The sequence below is a fragment of the Metapseudomonas resinovorans DSM 21078 genome (assembly GCF_000423545.1).
GTDB lineage: Bacteria > Pseudomonadota > Gammaproteobacteria > Pseudomonadales > Pseudomonadaceae > Metapseudomonas > Metapseudomonas resinovorans.
This window is the reverse complement of sequence record NZ_KE384030.1, coordinates 199,113-217,400: the sequence shown is the minus strand read 5'-3', so window position 1 is coordinate 217,400 and position 18,288 is coordinate 199,113. Positions and strand designations below refer to the sequence as shown.

Sequence of the window (18,288 nt, the reverse complement as noted above, 5' to 3'; positions counted from 1 at the left end):
CCTGGCGAATGAATTGGCTATGTCTGCGTTATCTGTTGCAAAGTTGATTTAAGCGCTCTAGCGCAGGCATTCCAGGCTTCCGGGCCAGCCTGACGCAGCCCTCATCCGAACGCGGCCCGCCCCGCCCCTCTCCCAGAGGGCGAGGGGTGACTCGCGCCGGCGAGGTACAAGCCATCCTGAAGCCCACATGGGCCTGAAACCGGGCTGACGAGGTGGGGCAGCGACTGCGCCCCTTCAGGAGGCCGAGCGGAATCGTTGTGCAGGGGGACGAGCGGCATGGATGCCGCGAGAGGCGTGCGGGGCCATGGATGGCCCCTCTCGCTGGGCCCCCGGACGCTGCTTGCAGCGAACGCACTTCAGTGCGGCCCGAAGGGCGAGCGAAGCGAGTAACAACGATGGAGTGAGGGAACCCCGGCGAAGCCGGGGCCGGATGCAGGGGCAAGCCCTTTGGTTCCTTTCGGCGCTTGAGAAAGGGACTCGTCCGGGGGGACGAAACCAGAAACATCCGCAGAACTCGGCAAGCAGCTGGGCTCAGGACGTTCTAGCAACACTTAACGCAGACATAGCCAATGAATTCGCCCAGCTTGTAGGGTGGAAGTCGCCTTTTACTTCCACCATCCGATGACGCCCCCAACATTCATGGTGGACCGATGAAGCGTGGTCCATCCAACGTAACGGGGGATGCTGCGCATCCCTTGGCGAATGAATTCGCCCCTTCTACAGGACCACGTCGGGGAAAGGTTCGGGGGCGAAGACCGGATTGAACGACAGGCGCTCCCGCGCCTGTTGCAGGGCCGCCGCCACGGCTTCATCGCCATCGGCCAGGCCCTGCAGGTGGACGTACTCCACATGATGCAGGCCGATGATGCCGAGCACATGACGCAGGTAGGGGGAAAGGAAATCCATCTGCTTGGCCTTGGCCCCCAGGTAATGCCCACCCGAACTCAGCACCACGAAGGTGGGCCGGTCTTCCAGCAGGCCGTCGCGCCGGCCGTCGTATATCTCGAAAGTACGATGGATGCGCACCACGTAGTCCAGCCAGAGCTTCAGCGCCGCCGGCACCATGTAGTTGTGCATCGGTGTCGAGATGATCAGGTAGTGGCTCACCTCCAGCTCACCGATCAGTTGCTCCGAAAGCGTGAAGGCTGCCTCCGGGCAATCCGACTTTCCCACCACCGCCTCGGCATAACCTGCACAGAGCGGCGGCAGCGGCTCGCGCACGAGGTTGCGCACGATGACCTCGGCCTTCGGATGGATGCGCCGGGCCATTTCCCGGGCCAGTTGGCCGCCGGGGGATGCCAGGTCGTTGGGGCTACATTCGAGCAGGAGGACGCGCGGCATTTGAGGTGCTCCGCACAAACCAGAATTGGCTGGCGGAAATGAAAGCGCCGGATCGGGGAATTTGCCAGGGGGTTGGTCGGATCGCGGCCCAAGAAAAAGCCCGGCGCGGAGCCAGGCTTTTTCATTCACTCGCCCATCAGGGCCTGTTCACGATTGTGCGAGCTAGAGAAGAACAAGGCGAAACTGGCGGAGGAAGCGGAGTTTACGACTGTAAATGAGCATTCCGAAGCCAGTTTCAACGCAGTTATTCCGACGCGCAGCCAATCATGGGCCGGCACTCAGGACGACAGGTAGGACGAGCGGGTCAGCCCCAGCCGTAGGGCGTCGATGTACTGGGTGCGCTCGCGCGGGCTCAGTTTGGCGCTGGCCACCTTGTCGCGGTAGTGCGCCATCAGCTCTTCGGGAGACAGGTGCACATAGCGCAGCATGTCTTCGATGGTGTCGTGGGTTTCGATGCCGGCGTGATACGCGCTGCCGTCATCATTCTGGTAGACGTTCACCGAGTCAGTGTCACCGAAGAGGTTGTGCATGTCACCGAGGATCTCCTGGTAGGCACCTACCAGGAACACGCCGAGCAGGTAGTCCTCACCCTCGCGCACCTCGTGCACCGGCATGCTGGTCTCGATGCTCTGCTCGTCCACGTACTGGTTGATCTTGCCGTCGGAGTCGCAGGTCAGGTCCTGCAGCACGGCGCGGCGCAGGGGCTCCTCGTCCAGGCGGTGCAGCGGGATGATCGGCAGCACCTGGCCGATGGCCCAGGTGTCCGGCAGGCTCTGGAACACCGAGAAGTTGCAAATGTACTTCTCCGCCAGCTTGTCGTTCAGTTCGTCGAGCACCTGGCGATGGGAACGCTGGCGCGCCTTGAGCTGGTTATGCAGGCGACGGCAAATGGCGAAGTAGGTCTGCTCGGCCAGGGCCTTCTCGGCGAGGGTCAGTTTGCCTTCGGCGTATTGAGAGGCGGCATCCCCCATGTAGTGAGTGGCGCGCCAGTAGGTCTCGGTGACCATCTCGGCATCGGTCGGGCCGAGCAGGTCCATCAGCCAGCGGACGATCTCCGGCTGTTCGGCGACGTTGTCGATCTGCGGCACGGCGTCGTTGTGGCGTTCGACGTCAGTCACCTGCATCACCAGCACGGCGTGGTGCGCGGTCATGGCGCGGCCGCTCTCGGAGAAGATGTGCGGGTGCGGCAGGCCCTGGGCGTCGCAGAACTCCTTGAGCATGCCCACCACCACGCCGGCGTAGTCGTCCATGTCGTAGTTGATGGAGCTGGCGTTGCGCGAGTGGGTGCCGTCGTAGTCGACGCCGAGGCCGCCGCCGACGTCGATGTGGTCGACCGGCAGTCCGAGGTTGCGCAGCTCCGCGTAGTAGCGGATGGCTTCCTTGAAGCCGTGCTGGTAGTCGGCCAGGTTGGCGATCTGCGAGCCCATGTGGAAGTGCAGCAGGCGCACGCCCTGGTCCAGGCCAGCCTTGCGGAAGCGCTCGACCACGGAAAGGATCTGCGCGGCGGAAAGGCCGAATTTGGACTTCTCGCCACCGGTGTCGGCCCACTTGGAGGACGCCAGGGACGACAGGCGCACGCGCAGGCCCACCTGGGGGGCGACCTTGAGCTCGGCGGCGATGTCGATGACGAACTCCACCTCGGCTTCCTTCTCGATCACGATGAAGACGTTGTGGCCGAGCTTCTGGCCCATGAGTGCCAGGCGGATGAACTCACGGTCCTTGTAGCCGTTGCAGACGATGGTGCCGCCCTTCGGCGCCAGTGCCAGCACAGCCAGCAGCTCGGGCTTGGAACCGGCTTCCAGGCCGATGGATACGTTCTGGGTGGCGATGATGTTTTCCACCACCGCTTCCTGCTGGTTGACCTTGATCGGGTACAGGGCGGTGTAGCGGCTCTGGTACTCCAGACGCTCGATATTGGCGTCGAAGGCGCCGGTCAGCTGGCGCACGCGCTCTTGCAGGATATCCGGGAAGCGCACCAGCAGCGGCAGGCTGAGGCCTGCCTCGCGCAGGGTGTCGACCTGCTCGAAGAGATCGATCGGCGCACTGCCGGGACCGCGCGGGCGTACTTCGACTCGACCCGATTCGTTAATCGCGAAAAAGCCGGCCCCCCAGTGGCGAATGCCATAGACACTGCGGCTGTCGGCCACGGTCCAGCTGGTGCCATCGTCCTTGCGCGTGCGTCGTGCAGACATCGGTTTCCCCCTATGGGATAGAAAAGGGCCATGCCCGCCGGATCGTGCCGGGCGGGCGCTGACAGGTTAATTCGGTCGTGTGACGTTGGAGTGTTGACCGCTGCTATGACGGTCAGTTTAGAAAGCCGTGGCTCAGCCGCCGGATTTCTTGGCCTTGAAGCCGCGCTTGGCGAGTTCTTCAAGCAACAGGCCCACGTGGTCGCCCTGGATCTCGATCACGCCGTCCTTCAGGGCTCCACCGGTTCCACAACGACGCTTGAGCGCACTGGCCAGATCCTTCAGGGCATCTTCGGCCAGCGGTACGCCGCTGACGGTGGTGACGGTCTTGCCGCCACGGCCCTTGGTTTCACGGCGCACGCGCGCAATGCCATCACCAGCAGGCACGGCGGCTTGCTTGCAGACACAGGCGTCGAGAGGCTGGCGGCATTCCGGGCAGTGCCGGCCGCTGTCGGTGGAGTACACCAGGCCGCCCAGGGCGGCAAAGGACGAAGCTTTCTTGACCACCGGCTTTCCTCGTAGGGGTCAGGATAGCGACTGGTCGGCGGGGAGCCGACCGCGAAGCCCCACTCTGGCAGGGGCAGCGCTGCCTGGCTGGGAGGCCAGGGTTGAAAGGCGGCGAAATTTAGCAGTTATCGCGGCGAATGCTAAGTACGAAAATGCGCCATTGATCGACAGATTGGCGACCTCGTGCAGCATCCCGCACGAAAGGGTCCGGGATTCTGCACAAACCCGCGCCTGGCGCGGGTTGAGAAGGTGTTCGGGGCATTTTCAATGTAAGGGCGAATTCATTCGCCAAGCAGGCCGAAGGTCTGCCTCCCAGGACTGCGGGGCTGCTGCGCAACCCTTGGCGATTGAAATACAAGGTGGAAGAGCAGCCTAGACGGAAGCGAGGTAGAGCTTCAGCGCCTTGAGGGAGTCCGGGCAGCAAGGCTGCTGGACCAAAGCGTCCTGCACGTCCATGAACCGCGCGTCCATTACCTCCTCCGGCTGCAGCTTGAGCGGCGCGTCGGAAACGGCGGAGAACACAGCCCCCCAGAGGCGGTTGCCCGGCTCGTCGAAATAGAAGCGGCCATGCTCGCGCAGCGGCACGCCGCCGATGCCGAGTTCCTCTTCCAACTCGCGGGCAGCGGATTCTGCGTACTCCTCGCCTTCCTGCACCATGCCCCCGGCGGCCACATCCCAGTAGCCCGGATAAAGCGCCTTGCTCAGGGTGCGGCGATGCACGCAGAGCTGGCCGGCGGTGTTGAACAGCAGGATGAAGGTGCCGCGCGAGATCAGTCCGCGCTCGCGCAACTCGGCGCGAGGCAGACCGCCGAGCGGGCGGTCATCCTCATCGACCCAGGCCACCCGCTCGGCGTCGGAGGCGGCACGATGGGCCGCCTCGCGTTCGTCGATCACCATCAGCCCTGCTCCAGCAACTGGCGCAGGTCGATGACGGCGGCATTGGCGCGGGAGATGTAGTTGGCCATTACCAGCGAGTGGTTCGCCAGGATGCCGTAGCCGCTGCCGTTCAGCACCATGGGGCTCCACAGCGGCTCCTGGGCAGCCTCCAGCTCACGAATGATCTGCCGCACGCTGATGGTGGCGTTCTTCTTCGCCAGGACGTCGGCGAAGTCGACTTCGATGGCGCGCAGGATGTGCGACAGCGCCCAGGCCTGGCCACGGGCTTCATAGAAGACGTTGTCGATCTGCAGCCAGGGCGTCTCGACGACTTCTTCGCTCACGGCTGGTACCTGGCCACTGACCGCGGCAGCTTCCGGGCTGATATCGGTGTTCAGGCGCACTCGGCCGACGCTGGCGGACAGGCGTTGGGACAGCGAACCGAGACGGGTGGCGACGTCGCCCAGCCAGTTGTTCAGGTTGTCGGCACGGGAATAGAACTGCGCGTTGGGCTGCTTGGGGTCGGAGAGGCGGGCCAGGAAGCGATCCAGGGAACGGATACCTTCCTTGTACTCGGCCTCTGCAGCGGGCAACGCCCAGCTCTTGTTATCGAAGTTGAAGCGCGGCTCGGCCTTGGCCAGGTCCGGGTCCTCGGTGGACTGGGACTGGGAGCGGGCGAAGTCCTTGCGCAGGGCGCGGGACAGGTCGCGCACCTGGACCAGCACGCCGTATTCCCAGCTGGGCATGTTGTCCAGCCAGAGGCCAGGCGGGGCCAGGTCGTTGGAGAGGTAGCCGCCGCTCTTGTCGAGCAGGGTCTGAGCCACGGTCTTGAGGGCTTCCACCGTGGTGTAGCCGTTGACCATCTGGCGACCGGCGCGCTCGGCAGCCGCCTGGGCGTCCTGCTGCACGGGGAAGAGGTCGGGCTCGCGGCTCCAGTACCAACCCACCACCACACAGGCGAGCAGGTAGATCACCAGCAGGCTGCCGAGGGCGCGGCTCAGCCAGATCCCGCCGAAATAGCTGCGCACATCGTCAACCGAATCATCGACGCGCTCGCGTGCGTCGCCCATACGCTTCTTCCAGTCCAGCATGGCAGTGTCCTTCGAATTTCGATCAGCACGGAAAGGTTCGACCACGCCCCGCCAAGGGTGTCGTGGGCGAGTCCTGCACTATAAGGGATGCGCGGGCGCAGCGCAGTGGCCGCGAGCCAAACCATCATCCGGCGCGCGCGCCTGTTTCGGCCCTGTGGCCACCGGTTGACGAAATTTACCCCGCATTTCGTGCAAAACCGGGACAGATGGCACTGGCGTACCGAACACAAGGTGATAGCATGGAGCCATCATCTAGATCGTCTCCAGGCGACACCCCCGGCCATGACCGAGCACGAAGATCCCAGTCGCGACAGACTCAAGAACCACTTCGCCCAGCGGGTGATCAACCAGGCGCGACATGTCCTGGAGATCTGGCAGCGCCTGCAACGCAGCGAGTGGAGCACGGCCTGCATGACCGAGCTGGCCGAGGCCAGCCTCTACCTGCAGCGCTATGCCGAACGCTTCGAGCAGCCCGAGCACACCCGCCTTGCGATGGCCATCGGTAATTGCCTGCGCGGCGTCGAGGAGAATCGCGGCCGCCTGTCGAGCGACCTGATCACTGAACTCAGCCTGCTGATGCAGCGCCTGTCGCGCACCGGCCTGCGTCATGGCGACCAGTTCGAGCAGACCTTCCTGCCGCCCTTGCGCAAACCGGTTTACCTGGCGCTGCAAAGTAAGGAGCGCGCCGAGCGCCTGACCCAGCAACTGGAGTTCTTCGGCCTCAACGCGCAGCTCTGCGAGAGCGCCAACGCCTTCCGTTCGGCCATGGCCGAACGGCATCCGGCAGCCATCGTGCTTGAAGTGGACTTCTCCGGACCGGGCCAGGGCCTGGAGCTGGCACGCGAGGCCCAGCAAGGGCTGGAACAGAAGCTGCCGATCATCTTCTTCAGCCATGACGAGGCCGACGCCCCGACCCGCCTGACTGCCGTGCGCGCCGGCGGCCAGGAGTTCTTCACCGGCGCCCTGGATGCGTCCAGCCTGCTGGAGAAGCTGGAAACCCTGACCCGCACCGCTCACTACGACCCGTTCAAGGTGCTGGTGGTTGACGACTCCCGAGCCCAGGCCACCCATACCGAACTGGTCCTCAACTCGGCCGGCATCGTCACCCGCGTCATCACCGAGCCGGTACAGGCCCTGTTGGCCCTGGCCGATTTCCAGCCAGACCTGATCATCCTCGACATGTACATGCCCGAATGCCTGGGCACCGAACTGGCCAAGGTCATTCGCCAGCACGAGCGTTACGTCAGCGTGCCGATCATTTATCTGTCGGCCGAGGACGACCTGAATAAACAGCTGGACGCCATGAGCGAGGGCGGCGACGACTTCCTCACCAAACCGATCAAGCCGCGCCACCTGATCGCCACGGTGCGCACCCGCGCCAAGCGGGCGCGCAGCCTGAAGGCGCGCATGGTGCGCGACAGCCTCACCGGGCTGTTCAACCACACCCACACCCTGCAGTTACTGGAAGACGCCAGCTCCCGGGCACGCCGGGACGGCAAGCCGCTGTGCTTCGCCATGCTCGATATCGACCACTTCAAGAAGGTCAACGACACCTACGGCCACCCCATGGGCGACCGGGTGATCAAAAGCCTCGCCCTGTTCCTCAAGCAACGCCTGCGCAAGACCGACCACATTGGCCGCTATGGGGGCGAGGAATTCGCCGTGGTACTCCCCGATACCGACCTGGCGGCTGCGCACCGCGTGCTGGAAGAAATCCGCCGCCGCTTCGCCGAGATCCGCTACCCGGCGCAACCCCACGACCTGTCCTGCACCTTCAGTTGCGGTATCGCCCAACTGCAGGACGGCCTCGACATCAACCAGCTCTCCAAGCAGGCCGACGAAGCGCTCTACCGCGCCAAACACGGCGGGCGCAACCGGGTGGAGTTGCACCAGGACTGACCTCCCCGCCGTCACGGGACTGTCACTAAACCGCAATATCATCTGGCCATCCCTCAGAAGCCTGTCGAGGACAAGATGCGCCTGAAACTGCTCACCAACCTCATTACCCTGCTGCTGGTCACTGTGTGCCTCGCATTGGGGGCCACCCTCTGGTGGTCGCAGCAGGCCCTGCAGCGGCCCTACCAGTTGATGGAGCAGTACCTGGAACTGGCCCAACGCTTTCGCGGTGAAGTGGCGGACAACGTCCAGGCCTATCTCAATAGCGGCGACGCCCTGCGTCACAGCGCGGCCAGCCAGGGCATCGACAACCTGGAACAGCGCCTCGGCCAGCTTCCCGAGGAGTTCACCCGCGACCTGCTGCCCAGCTTCGTCGAGTTGCGCGAATTCACTCGCGGCGAACTGCTCGCCGCCGGCAAGTTGGCAGGCGACCCCCAGGGCCTGCTGATCCAGGCCGAGCGGGAAATCGCCGGTTCCCTTGATCAGCTCGCCCGGTACGCCGACTCCGCCAGCACCCCGACCGCCGGCGACTACCGCGCGCCGCTGTTTGCCGCCGCCCAGCACCTCAATCGCCTCAGCCAGGCCCGGGCCAAGCTGGTTGCCAGTGGCCGCGACGAGTTGGCCGCCGATGTCGAGCGCGAGCTGGAAGCCCTGGGCCGCGACAGCGCCCAGCTGGAACAACTGCCCCTGCTCGGCGTAGCCGACAGCAGCGACTCGGCCGCCAACGACTTCGCCGCCATGATGGGCCTGGAAAGCAGTAGCGAAACCAGTCAGGCCGAGGACCGGGGCATCGCCCTCAAACGCGAGCTGGCCGGCCTGCTCAAACGCTACCCGGGTGAACTGACACGCACTCGCGAACTGATCCAGCGTCGCGCCGAACTGGCCGCCACCACCGTCCAGCGAGTGGATGCCCTGCAGGCCGCACTGGCTGCGCTGGAGCCGCAAGTGCGCGCCGAGCACGGCCGCATCCAGGGTGAGGTCCGCCTGATGCAGGGTCTGATGATCGGCCTGATCCTGCTCATCGCCCTGTGCATCGACCGCATCCAGCGCCGTCTGACGCAGGTCCTAGGTCGCCTGGTGGCCGCCCTGGGTGCCTGGGCCGCCGGCGACTTCAGCCGCCCCATCGCCCTGGGCTCCAACACCCTCGACCTGCGCCGCATCGAAGACTCGCTCAACCGCTTGCGCGATTACCTTGGCGAACTGGTCGGCACCATCCGCCAGCACGCCGAACGGGTGGCCGGCAGCAGCAGTGCCCTGGCCGACCTGAACAACGGCCTGCATGCCGGCGCCGAAGACCAGGCCGGCGGCACCGCACAGATACGCGACGCGCTGGGCGAGCTGGAAAGCACCATCCAGCAGGTGGCCGGTGACGCCAGCCTGGCCGCGGATGCCAGTCGCGACGCCGGGCTTGCCGTGGAGCAAGGCCAGAGCGTGATCGACCAGAGCCTGGCCGGCCTGCACCAACTGGTGGGCGAAGTGCAGAACAACGCGCAGGCCGTGGAGCGCCTGGCCGAAGAGACCGAAACCATTGACAAGGTGCTGACGGTGATCCGCGGCATTGCCGAGCAGACCAACCTGCTGGCCCTCAACGCCGCCATCGAAGCCGCCCGCGCCGGAGAAATGGGCCGCGGCTTCGCTGTCGTTGCCGAGGAAGTACGCTCCCTGTCCCAGCGCACCACCGGCGCCACCACGGAAATCCAGCAACTGATCGCCCGCCTGCAACAGGCGGCGCGGCAGTCGGTGGAAGCCATGCGCATCCAGGTGGAGCACGCAGAAGCCAGCGCCGAGCAGGCCGCGGCCGCCGACGGCGCGCTGGTGGAAGTGGTCAGCGCCATCCGCACCATCGCCAGCATGGCCGAGCGCATCGCCGACGCCACCGCCCAGCAGAGCGGTGCGGTGAGCGACATCCGCGACCACAGCGAGCAGATCCATCAACTGGGCGGCGACAACCTGGCACGCATCAGCGAAAGCCGCAGCCAGGGCGAGCGCCTGCTGCAGCTGGGTGGCGAACTGCATACGGCGGTGCAGGCCTTCCGCGTCTGACGCTATGGCGTGACGGATTGTCGCGCCGGAGCTTTCTCCTACCCTCCACCCCCAGACCTTTCAGCCCGAGGACAAAACCGCTTACAGCCTGGAGCCTGCAGGAAGGCGCCGAGGTTCGCTATGATGCGAGCACTTTCTGCCCAAGAGACTTCCATGCGCCGCCTGCTGAGCCTGATCCTGCTGCTGGTGGCCCTGCCCGCTAGCGCAGGGTTGCTGGACAACCGCCCGAACCCGAACCTGGGTGCCTCCCTCAATAACAGTGGCGATTTCCTGCCGGTGCGCGAGGCCTTCCGCCTCAGCCTGGTGGAAAGCACACCTACCTCGGTGAAGCTGCGCTTCACCAATGCCGAGGGCTACTACCTCTATCGCCATCGTTTCCAGTTCCGCGCCGAACCCGCCGACAGCGGCCTGGGACAGCCGGTGCTGCCCGCCGGCGAGCACAAGACCGACGAGTACTTCGGTGATGTGGAGGTCTATTACGGCGTGCTGGACGTGGACCTGCCGGTAGACCCGGCCCGCAAGGCACCGACCGAGTTACGCGTGACCTACCAGGGCTGCGCCGACAAGGGCCTGTGCTATCCGCCGGAAACCGAGGTGCTGAAGCTGGCCGCTGGCGCGACGGGCGGCGACGCGTCTGGAATTGGCGGTACCGCCACGGGCAAAGGCTGGAGCTGGCACGAACTGGCGCTGTTCTTCCTCGCTGGCCTGGGCCTGACCTTCACCCCCTGCGTGCTGCCGATGCTGCCGATCCTCTCCGGCGTGGTACTGCGCGGCCAGGCGGGTGGCAGCCGCGGCCTGGTGCTGTCATTGGCCTACGTGCTGCCGATGGCTGCCTGCTTCGCCCTGCTGGGCGCGCTGATGGGCGTGTTCGGTGCCGAACTCAACCTCCAGGCGCGACTGCAATCCCCCTGGGTACTGGTGCCTTTCGCCGCCTTCTTCACCGCCTTTGCCCTGGCCATGTTCGGCCTCTATGAACTGCGCCTGCCGCGCTTCATCAGCGGCCCGCTGGACACCTTGGCCGGCAGCACCAAGGGCGGTTCGATCTGGAGCGCCGCACTGCTCGGCGTAGTCTCCAGCCTGCTGGTTTCCCCTTGTGTTTCCGCACCGCTGGCCGGAGCGCTGCTTTATATCAGTGCAAGCGGCGATGCCCTGGGTGGCGGCCTGAAACTCTTCGCACTCGGCCTGGGCATGGGCGCTCCCCTGGTGCTGTTCGCCACTGGCGGTGGCGCGCTTCTGCCCAAGGCCGGCCAGTGGATGGTCGCCGTACGCAACGCCTTCGGCGTGCTACTGCTGGCGGTGGCGGTGTGGATGCTCGAACGCGTCCTGCCCGGCCCCCTGGCCCTAGGCCTCTGGGGCCTGCTGGCCGGCGGCGTGGCGCTGTTCCTCGGGGCCCTGGAGTTCACTCCCAAGGCGCCCCGCGAGCGCTTGGCGCAGCTCGGCGGCCTGGTCCTGCTGGTGTACGCCGTGGCCGCCTGGGCCGGCGCCCTTCAGGGTGAAACCGACCCGTTGCGCCCGCTGGGCCGCACGCACCTGGTTGGTGCGCCGTCTGTCGCGCCAGCCACCGGGCAATGGCAGACCATCAAGACCCCGGCGGAACTCACCGGTGCCCTGGCCGAAGCCAAGGGCTCTGGCCAGCCGCTGCTGCTGGACTGGTATGCCGACTGGTGCATTAGTTGCAAGGTGATCGAGCGTGAAGTCCTTACTGCCACGGAGGTTACCTCGCAGCTGGGCGGCTACCGCCTGATCCGCTTCGACATGACCGAGAGCAACGCGGAACAACGCGCGTTACTCGACCGCTACAAGCTGTTCGGACCGCCGGCCATCCTGTTTTTCAACGGGCGGGGTGACGAACTGGCCGATCTGCGAGTCGTAGGTGAAGTCGATGCCAAGGCCTTCGCCGCTCGTCTGCAACAGGCGAATGCATCGCGCTGATGCATGCAACGTCATATATTTGCCGTAAACACCGGGCATCTTGTCGACTATTGTTGGCAACTGGACAGCCTTTCCGGCTATCCGGCATAGTGCCGCCTGGCCTCCAATAAGGAACAAAACAGCATGGCCACCCTGCTCGTCCTGCATGGCCCCAACCTCAACCTGCTGGGGACCCGCGAACCCGACAAATACGGGGCTACCACCCTGGCCGAGATCAACCAGGACCTGGAGCGCCGCGCCCGCGAAGCCGGACACCATCTGATGTACCTGCAGAGCAATGCCGAGTACGAACTGATCGACCGGATTCATGCCGCCCGTGGTGAAGGAGTGGACTTCATCATCATCAATCCTGCGGCTTTCACGCATACAAGTGTCGCCCTACGTGACGCATTGCTCGCAGTGAGCATCCCATTCATCGAAGTGCACCTGTCCAACGTGCACAAGCGAGAACCTTTTCGCCATCACTCCTACTTTTCCGACGTTGCCGTGGGAGTGATCTGCGGTCTGGGTGCCACCGGCTACCGCCTGGCCCTGGACGCGGCGCTAGAACACCTTGAACGCCCCTGACCTCACCCTTGGGAGTTGATGATTAATGGATATCCGTAAAGTCAAGAAACTGATCGAACTGCTGGAAGAGTCCGGTATCGACGAACTGGAGATCCGCGAGGGCGAAGAGTCCGTGCGCATCAGCCGTCACAGCAACAAGGCCTTCGCGGGTCAACCCATTTACGCTGCCGCCCCTGCGCCGGTAGCTGCTCCGGTTGCTGCTGCCCCGGCCGCCGCTGCTGAAGCCGCGGCCCCGGCTGCACCGAAGCTGAATGGCAGTGTCGTGCGCTCGCCGATGGTCGGCACCTTCTACCGCTCGCCGTCCCCGACGACTGCTTCCTTCGTCGAAGTCGGCCAGAGCGTGAAGAAAGGCGACATCCTCTGCATCGTCGAAGCCATGAAGATGATGAACCACATCGAGGCCGAGACCAGCGGCGTGATCGAATCCGTCCTGGTGGAAAACGGTCAGCCGGTTGAGTACGACCAGCCGCTGTTCACCATCGTTTGAACCGCGGAGAGCCTGCGATGTTGGAAAAAGTCCTGATCGCCAACCGTGGCGAGATTGCCCTGCGCATCCTGCGCGCCTGCAAGGAGCTGGGCATCAAGACGGTGGCAGTGCACTCCACGGCCGACCGTGAGCTGATGCACCTGTCCCTGGCCGATGAGACCGTCTGCATCGGCCCGGCTTCGGCAGCCCAGTCCTACCTGAGCATCCCAGCGATCATCAGCGCCGCCGAACTCACCGGCGCTACCGCGATCCACCCGGGCTACGGCTTCCTCGCCGAGAACGCCGATTTCGCCGAACAAGTGGAGAAATCCGGTTTTGCCTTCATCGGCCCGAAAGCCGACACCATTCGCCTGATGGGCGACAAGGTTTCGGCCAAGGACGCCATGAAGCGCTCCGGCGTACCGACCGTACCGGGCTCCGACGGCCCGCTGCCGGAAGACGAGGAAACCGCACTCGCCATCGCGCGCGAAGTGGGTTACCCCGTAATCATCAAGGCAGCCGGTGGCGGCGGTGGTCGCGGCATGCGCGTGGTGCATGACGAAGAAGAACTGATCAAGTCGGCCAAGCTGACCCGTACCGAAGCCGGTGCGGCGTTCGGCAACCCCATGGTCTACCTGGAGAAGTTCCTCACCAACCCGCGCCACGTCGAAGTCCAGGTCCTGTCCGACGGCCAGGGCAACGCCATCCACCTCGGCGACCGCGACTGCTCCTTGCAGCGCCGTCACCAGAAGGTGCTGGAAGAAGCCCCTGCCCCGGGTATCGACGAGAAGGCCCGCGCCGAAGTACTGGACCGTTGTGTCCAGGCCTGTATCGAAATCGGCTACCGCGGCGCCGGCACCTTCGAGTTCCTCTACGAGAACGGTCGCTTCTACTTCATCGAGATGAACACTCGCGTGCAGGTAGAGCACCCGGTTACCGAAATGGTCACCGGCATCGACATCGTCAAGGAAATGCTCAGCATCGCCGCCGGCAACAAGCTGTCGATCAAGCAGGAAGACGTGGTCATCCGTGGCCATGCGCTGGAATGCCGGATCAACGCCGAAGACCCGGACAACTTCATGCCCAGTCCCGGCAAGGTGACCTACTTCCATGCCCCGGGCGGAAACGGCGTTCGCGTCGACTCGCACCTGTACAGTGGCTACGCGGTTCCGCCGAACTACGATTCGCTGATCGGCAAGCTGATCACCTATGGCAAAGATCGCGACGAAGCCATGGCGCGCATGCGCAATGCGCTGGACGAGATCGTCGTCGACGGGATCAAGACCAACATCCCGTTGCACCGCAACCTCACGCGCGACAAGGGTTTCTGCAAGGGTGGTATCAACATCCACTACCTGGAAAAGAAACTCGGTATGGACAAGCACTGATCACCGTCGGTGCCTGATCCACGACACAAGGGCTGCCAACTGGCGGCCCTTGTGTTTTTCCGGCCTGTGCTCAAGTAAGCTTGCGCGCCTGCCGCGTGTGCACGCTGAATATTCAAGAGGTCCCGCCATGCCCTGGTTACAAGTTCGTCTCGCCATCACCCCGGAACAGGCGGAAACCTACGAAGACGCCCTGCTGGAAGTGGGAGCGGTCTCAGTGACCTTCATGGATGCCGAGGACCAGCCGATTTTCGAGCCGGACCTGGGCACCACCCCGCTCTGGACCCACACCCACCTGCTGGCCCTGTTCGAGGCCGACACCGACGAAGCCAGTCTGGTGGCGCACCTTGAGCTGCTGACCGGTGGCACGCTGCCGGAGCACCTGATAGAGCGCATCGAGGACCAGGATTGGGAACGCAGCTGGATGGACAACTTCCAGCCCATGCGCTTCGGCCGCCGCCTGTGGATCGTACCGAGCTGGCATGAAGCGCCCGAACCGGGCGCGGTGAACCTGCTACTGGACCCTGGCCTGGCCTTCGGCACCGGCACCCACCCGACCACCGCCCTGTGCCTGGAATGGCTGGACGACCAGAAGCTCGACGGTTGCGAAGTGCTGGATTTCGGCTGCGGTTCGGGCATCCTCGCCATCGCAGCTTTGCTGCTGGGCGCGCGCCAGGCCGTGGGCACCGACATCGACCCCCAGGCCCTGGAAGCCTCTCGCGACAACGCCTCGCGCAACGGCATCGACCCGGCGCGCTTCCCGGTCTACCTGCCTGCCGACCTGCCGGCCAAGCCCGCCGAAGTAGTGGTGGCCAACATCCTCGCCGGCCCGCTGGTGTCCCTGGCGCCGCAGATCACCAGCCTGGTGGCACCGCGCGGACGCCTGGCCCTGTCCGGCATCCTCGCCGAGCAGGCCGAGGAAGTACGCGCCGCCTACGCCGACGCATTCGATCTCGACCCCACGGCAGAGAAGGACGGCTGGGTACGCATCAGTGGCGTGCGCCGCTGAAGCGCTGGAAACCCAATGGATCGAGTAAAATAGCCTTTAGTTTCGACCGGATCGCCGCATGACCGACAGTTTCGTCACCCAATGCCCACAATGCCAGACCAGTTTCCGCGTCAGCCGCGCCCAACTGGCCGTGGCCCATGGCGCCGTGCGCTGCGGAGCCTGTCTGCATGTGTTCAATGCGGCGCAACAGCTGTTGGCGGCGAAGGGCCAGGCGGCTCCGACGGCCAGTAAACCCAAGGCACCAACCCCGCCCCCTGCGCCCAGGACAGAGGCGCCCCAGGTCGCAGTCCCCAGTGTCGCCACCGTGCTCAATCAGCCGGTTGCACCGCAAGCGCAGGCGCCAGCCAAACCGGCCGGCAGCGAAACCCTGTGGATCCACGACGACCTGGACCTCGACAGCCTCGACCTGGATGAGGAGCTGGCCAAGCTGGAACAGGAAGAACAACGCCTGTCCCGTGACTTGCTCGGCCCTAACGCACCGGCACGCGCCGAAGCGCAACCAGCACCCCGTCATGATGAAGGCTGGGCCGAAGCCCTGCTGGAAGCCGAAGAGCACAAGGCCCCCTCGGCACCCGCCTCCGAACCGGAGCCAGCGCCGGAGCCCGACTTCGAACGACGTGCCGAGCCCAGTGCCGAACCGGTCGGTCGCAGCCCGGAGGAGCCACCCAAACCGGCCCCGCGCACCGAGCCCAGCCTGTCCATGGACCTGGTGGAAGACGAGCCCGGCCCGGACTTCAGCCTCGGCTCCGCCCGCGACGACGAGCCCGACGACCTGGACAACGACGTCGACGATGACCTCGACGAACCGCAAACCGCAGCCCCCTCACGCCAGCAGCCCCAGCGCAACGAGCCCGGCCTGCGCGAAGAAGGCCTGCTTGACCTCAGCGACGAGCCCCTGCAACTCGACTGGCAGGAATCCAGACGCCCCTGGGGCCGCTGGATCGGCTGGACCCTGCTGAACCTGTTCGGCGCCTTCGCCCTGGCCACTCAGTACGTCTGGTATCACTTCGACGAATTGGCGCGACAGGACCAGTACCGCCCCTGGTTCCAGCAAATCTGCCCGGAGATCGGCTGCCAGTTGCCTTCCAAGGTGGACATCGCGCTGATCAAGAGCAGCAACCTGGTGGTCCGCAGCCACCCCGAGTTCTCAGGCGCCCTGGTGGTCGACGCGATCCTCTACAACCGCGCCGCCTTCGCCCAGCCGTTCCCGCTGCTGGAACTGCGTTTCGCCGACATCAATGGCCAGTTGCTGGCCAGCCGCCGCTTCAAGCCCGGCGAATACCTCTCCGGCGAACTGGCCGGGCAGGCAGAGATGCCGCCGCAGACCCCCATCCACATCAGCCTGGACATCCTCGACCCAGGCACCAAGGCCGTGAACTACAGCCTCAGCTTCCACTCCCCCGAATAAGCCGCAAGCGCCGGATTCCGGCGCCTCCAGGGCATTTCTAACTCCCGGCAATAAGCGCAGGGCTGTTCAGAATTTGTTCAAAACAGCCTTTATCCAGTCATCGAGAGCGGGTATCATGCCCACCCTTTTTCGAACTCCCCCAGCACTCATCTGAGCAGGCCCCAAACAGGGAAGACCTATGTCGGCGGTTAGCATTGGCCCTTATGCCTTGCCCAATCAGGTGATACTCGCCCCCATGGCGGGTGTGACCGACCGGCCGTTCCGTCTGCTTTGCCGCCGCCTCGGCGCCGGCATGGTGGTATCGGAAATGGTCACCAGCGACGTGCGCCTGTGGAACAGCCGCAAGTCGCGACTGCGCCTGCTCCACGAAGGGGACCCGGAGCCCCGCTCCGTCCAGATAGCCGGTGGAGATCCGGACATGCTGGCAGAAGCGGCAAGGGCCAATGTTGAACTCGGTGCGCAGATCATCGACATCAACATGGGCTGCCCGGCGAAGAAGGTCTGCAACAAGGCCGCCGGCTCGGCGCTGATGAAGGACGAAGCCCTGGTGGCCGACATCCTCAACGCCGTGGTCAAGGCCGTCGACGTGCCCGTCACCCTGAAGATCCGGACCGGCTGGGACCGATCGAACAGGAACGGCATCACAGTGGCGAAAATCGCCGAACAGGCTGGTATCCAGGCCCTGGCCGTCCACGGCCGGACCCGCGCCGACCTGTACACCGGTGAAGCGGAGTACGACACCATCGCAGCGATCAAGCAGGCGGTGTCGATTCCGGTCTTTGCCAACGGCGATATCGATTCGCCACAGAAAGCCAGACAGGTCCTCGACGCCACCGGCGCCGATGCCCTGCTGATCGGTCGAGCGGCCCAGGGGCGACCCTGGATCTTCCGCGAGATCGCGCATTACCTGGCGACCGGTGAACTACTGCCGGCGCCGGGCTTGATCGAGGTGGAACGGATACTGCTGGAACACCTGGCCGCACTGCACGCCTTCTATGGCGACGAGATGGGCGTTCGCATCGCCCGCAAGCATGTCGGCTGGTATCTGGCAACCCTGCCGGGCGCCAGGGAGTTTCGCGCCAAGTTCAATCGTTTGGAGTCCACGGACGCGCAGTGCGCCAACGTTCGGGAGTTCTTCGCCGAGCGTCACAACGAAGGGGAAAAGGCCGCATGACGACGATGACCGAGAATTTTTTTGATGGGGCAACACCCGTGAGCGACAACGCTAACCTTAAACAGCACCTGACGGCGCCCACCGCAGAGGGCCAGACCCTGCGTGGCAGTGTCGAAAAGGCACTGCACAACTATTTTGCCCATCTTGAGGGCGCCGCCGTCACGGACGTGTACAACCTGGTGCTTTCCGAAGTGGAAGCGCCGTTGCTGGAATCCGTGATGAACTACGTCAAGGGTAACCAGACCAAGGCTTCCGAGATGCTCGGCCTCAATCGGGGCACGCTGCGAAAGAAGCTCAAGCAATACGACCTGCTCTGAAGGTCGGGCGCTGGAAGCCGGAAGCTTGAAGCGGGACGCTCCCCGACGGTCAAGCTTCCGGCTTCCAGTTTCAGGCCTAGCCGCTAA

General features: G+C 64.7%; 15 protein-coding genes. 10 read left to right on the top strand and 5 right to left on the bottom strand.

Features of this window, described 5'->3' with window-relative positions; translation table 11 throughout:
* Positions 1-717 precede the first annotated feature (717 nt).
* From G559_RS0124390 to G559_RS0124370, 5 genes are all read right to left on the bottom strand, one after another.
* A complete protein-coding gene (locus G559_RS0124390; protein WP_028630740.1) occupies positions 718-1,341 on the bottom strand; it encodes an FMN-dependent NADH-azoreductase in 624 nt (207 codons plus the stop codon).
* A gap of 278 nt (positions 1,342-1,619) precedes the next feature.
* A complete protein-coding gene (gene speA, locus G559_RS0124385) occupies positions 1,620-3,533 on the bottom strand; it encodes an arginine decarboxylase (RefSeq protein WP_028630739.1) in 1,914 nt (637 codons plus the stop codon).
* 132 nt (positions 3,534-3,665) lie between these two features.
* A complete protein-coding gene (locus G559_RS0124380; RefSeq protein WP_028630738.1) occupies positions 3,666-4,037 on the bottom strand; it encodes a translation initiation factor Sui1 in 372 nt (123 codons plus the stop codon).
* A 372-nt stretch (positions 4,038-4,409) separates the two neighbouring features.
* Entirely contained in the window at positions 4,410-4,934 is a 525-nt protein-coding gene (locus G559_RS0124375; protein WP_028630737.1) for an NUDIX hydrolase, read from the bottom strand.
* Positions 4,934-6,004, bottom strand: coding sequence for a DUF2333 family protein (locus G559_RS0124370; RefSeq protein ID WP_028630736.1), 1,071 nt, complete (start codon positions 6,002-6,004; stop codon positions 4,934-4,936). The genes G559_RS0124375 and G559_RS0124370 overlap by 1 nt, the downstream gene beginning before the upstream one ends.
* Before the next feature lie 282 nt (positions 6,005-6,286).
* Between G559_RS0124370 and G559_RS0124365 the strand changes: the two genes are divergently transcribed.
* The 10 genes from G559_RS0124365 (at position 6,287) to fis (ending at position 18,201) form a co-directional block, all read left to right on the top strand.
* Positions 6,287-7,903, top strand: coding sequence for a response regulator (locus G559_RS0124365; RefSeq protein ID WP_028630735.1), 1,617 nt, complete (start codon positions 6,287-6,289; stop codon positions 7,901-7,903).
* Positions 7,904-7,978: 75 nt separating this feature from the next.
* A complete protein-coding gene (locus tag G559_RS0124360) occupies positions 7,979-9,943 on the top strand; it encodes a methyl-accepting chemotaxis protein (protein WP_028630734.1) in 1,965 nt (654 codons plus the stop codon).
* Positions 9,944-10,096: 153 nt separating this feature from the next.
* Positions 10,097-11,875, top strand: coding sequence for a protein-disulfide reductase DsbD (locus G559_RS0124355; protein WP_028630733.1), 1,779 nt, complete (start codon positions 10,097-10,099; stop codon positions 11,873-11,875).
* Between the two features lie 123 nt (positions 11,876-11,998).
* Complete coding sequence (gene aroQ, locus G559_RS0124350) at positions 11,999-12,442, top strand: type II 3-dehydroquinate dehydratase (protein WP_028630732.1); 444 nt, start codon at positions 11,999-12,001, stop codon at positions 12,440-12,442.
* A 25-nt stretch (positions 12,443-12,467) separates the two neighbouring features.
* Positions 12,468-12,929, top strand: a complete 462-nt coding sequence (gene accB / locus G559_RS0124345) for an acetyl-CoA carboxylase biotin carboxyl carrier protein (RefSeq protein WP_028630731.1) — start codon at positions 12,468-12,470, stop codon at positions 12,927-12,929.
* Between the two features lie 17 nt (positions 12,930-12,946).
* Positions 12,947-14,296, top strand: a complete 1,350-nt coding sequence (gene accC, locus G559_RS0124340; protein ID WP_028630730.1) for an acetyl-CoA carboxylase biotin carboxylase subunit — start codon at positions 12,947-12,949, stop codon at positions 14,294-14,296.
* Between the two features lie 127 nt (positions 14,297-14,423).
* On the top strand, positions 14,424-15,302 hold the full coding sequence (gene prmA, locus G559_RS0124335; protein ID WP_028630729.1) for a 50S ribosomal protein L11 methyltransferase: 879 nt from the start codon (positions 14,424-14,426) through the stop codon (positions 15,300-15,302).
* Between the two features lie 58 nt (positions 15,303-15,360).
* On the top strand, positions 15,361-16,710 hold the full coding sequence (locus G559_RS0124330; RefSeq protein ID WP_028630728.1) for a DUF3426 domain-containing protein: 1,350 nt from the start codon (positions 15,361-15,363) through the stop codon (positions 16,708-16,710).
* A 178-nt stretch (positions 16,711-16,888) separates the two neighbouring features.
* Positions 16,889-17,884 (top strand): tRNA dihydrouridine synthase DusB, encoded by a 996-nt coding sequence (gene dusB, locus G559_RS0124325; RefSeq protein WP_028630727.1) that lies wholly within the window; start codon positions 16,889-16,891, stop codon positions 17,882-17,884.
* Positions 17,881-18,201 carry a DNA-binding transcriptional regulator Fis gene (fis, locus tag G559_RS0124320; protein ID WP_028630726.1) on the top strand — a complete coding sequence of 107 codons (321 nt, stop codon included), beginning with the start codon at positions 17,881-17,883 and terminating at the stop codon, positions 18,199-18,201. Before dusB ends, fis begins: the two co-directional genes overlap by 4 nt.
* The last annotated feature ends 87 nt before the right edge of the window (positions 18,202-18,288 follow it).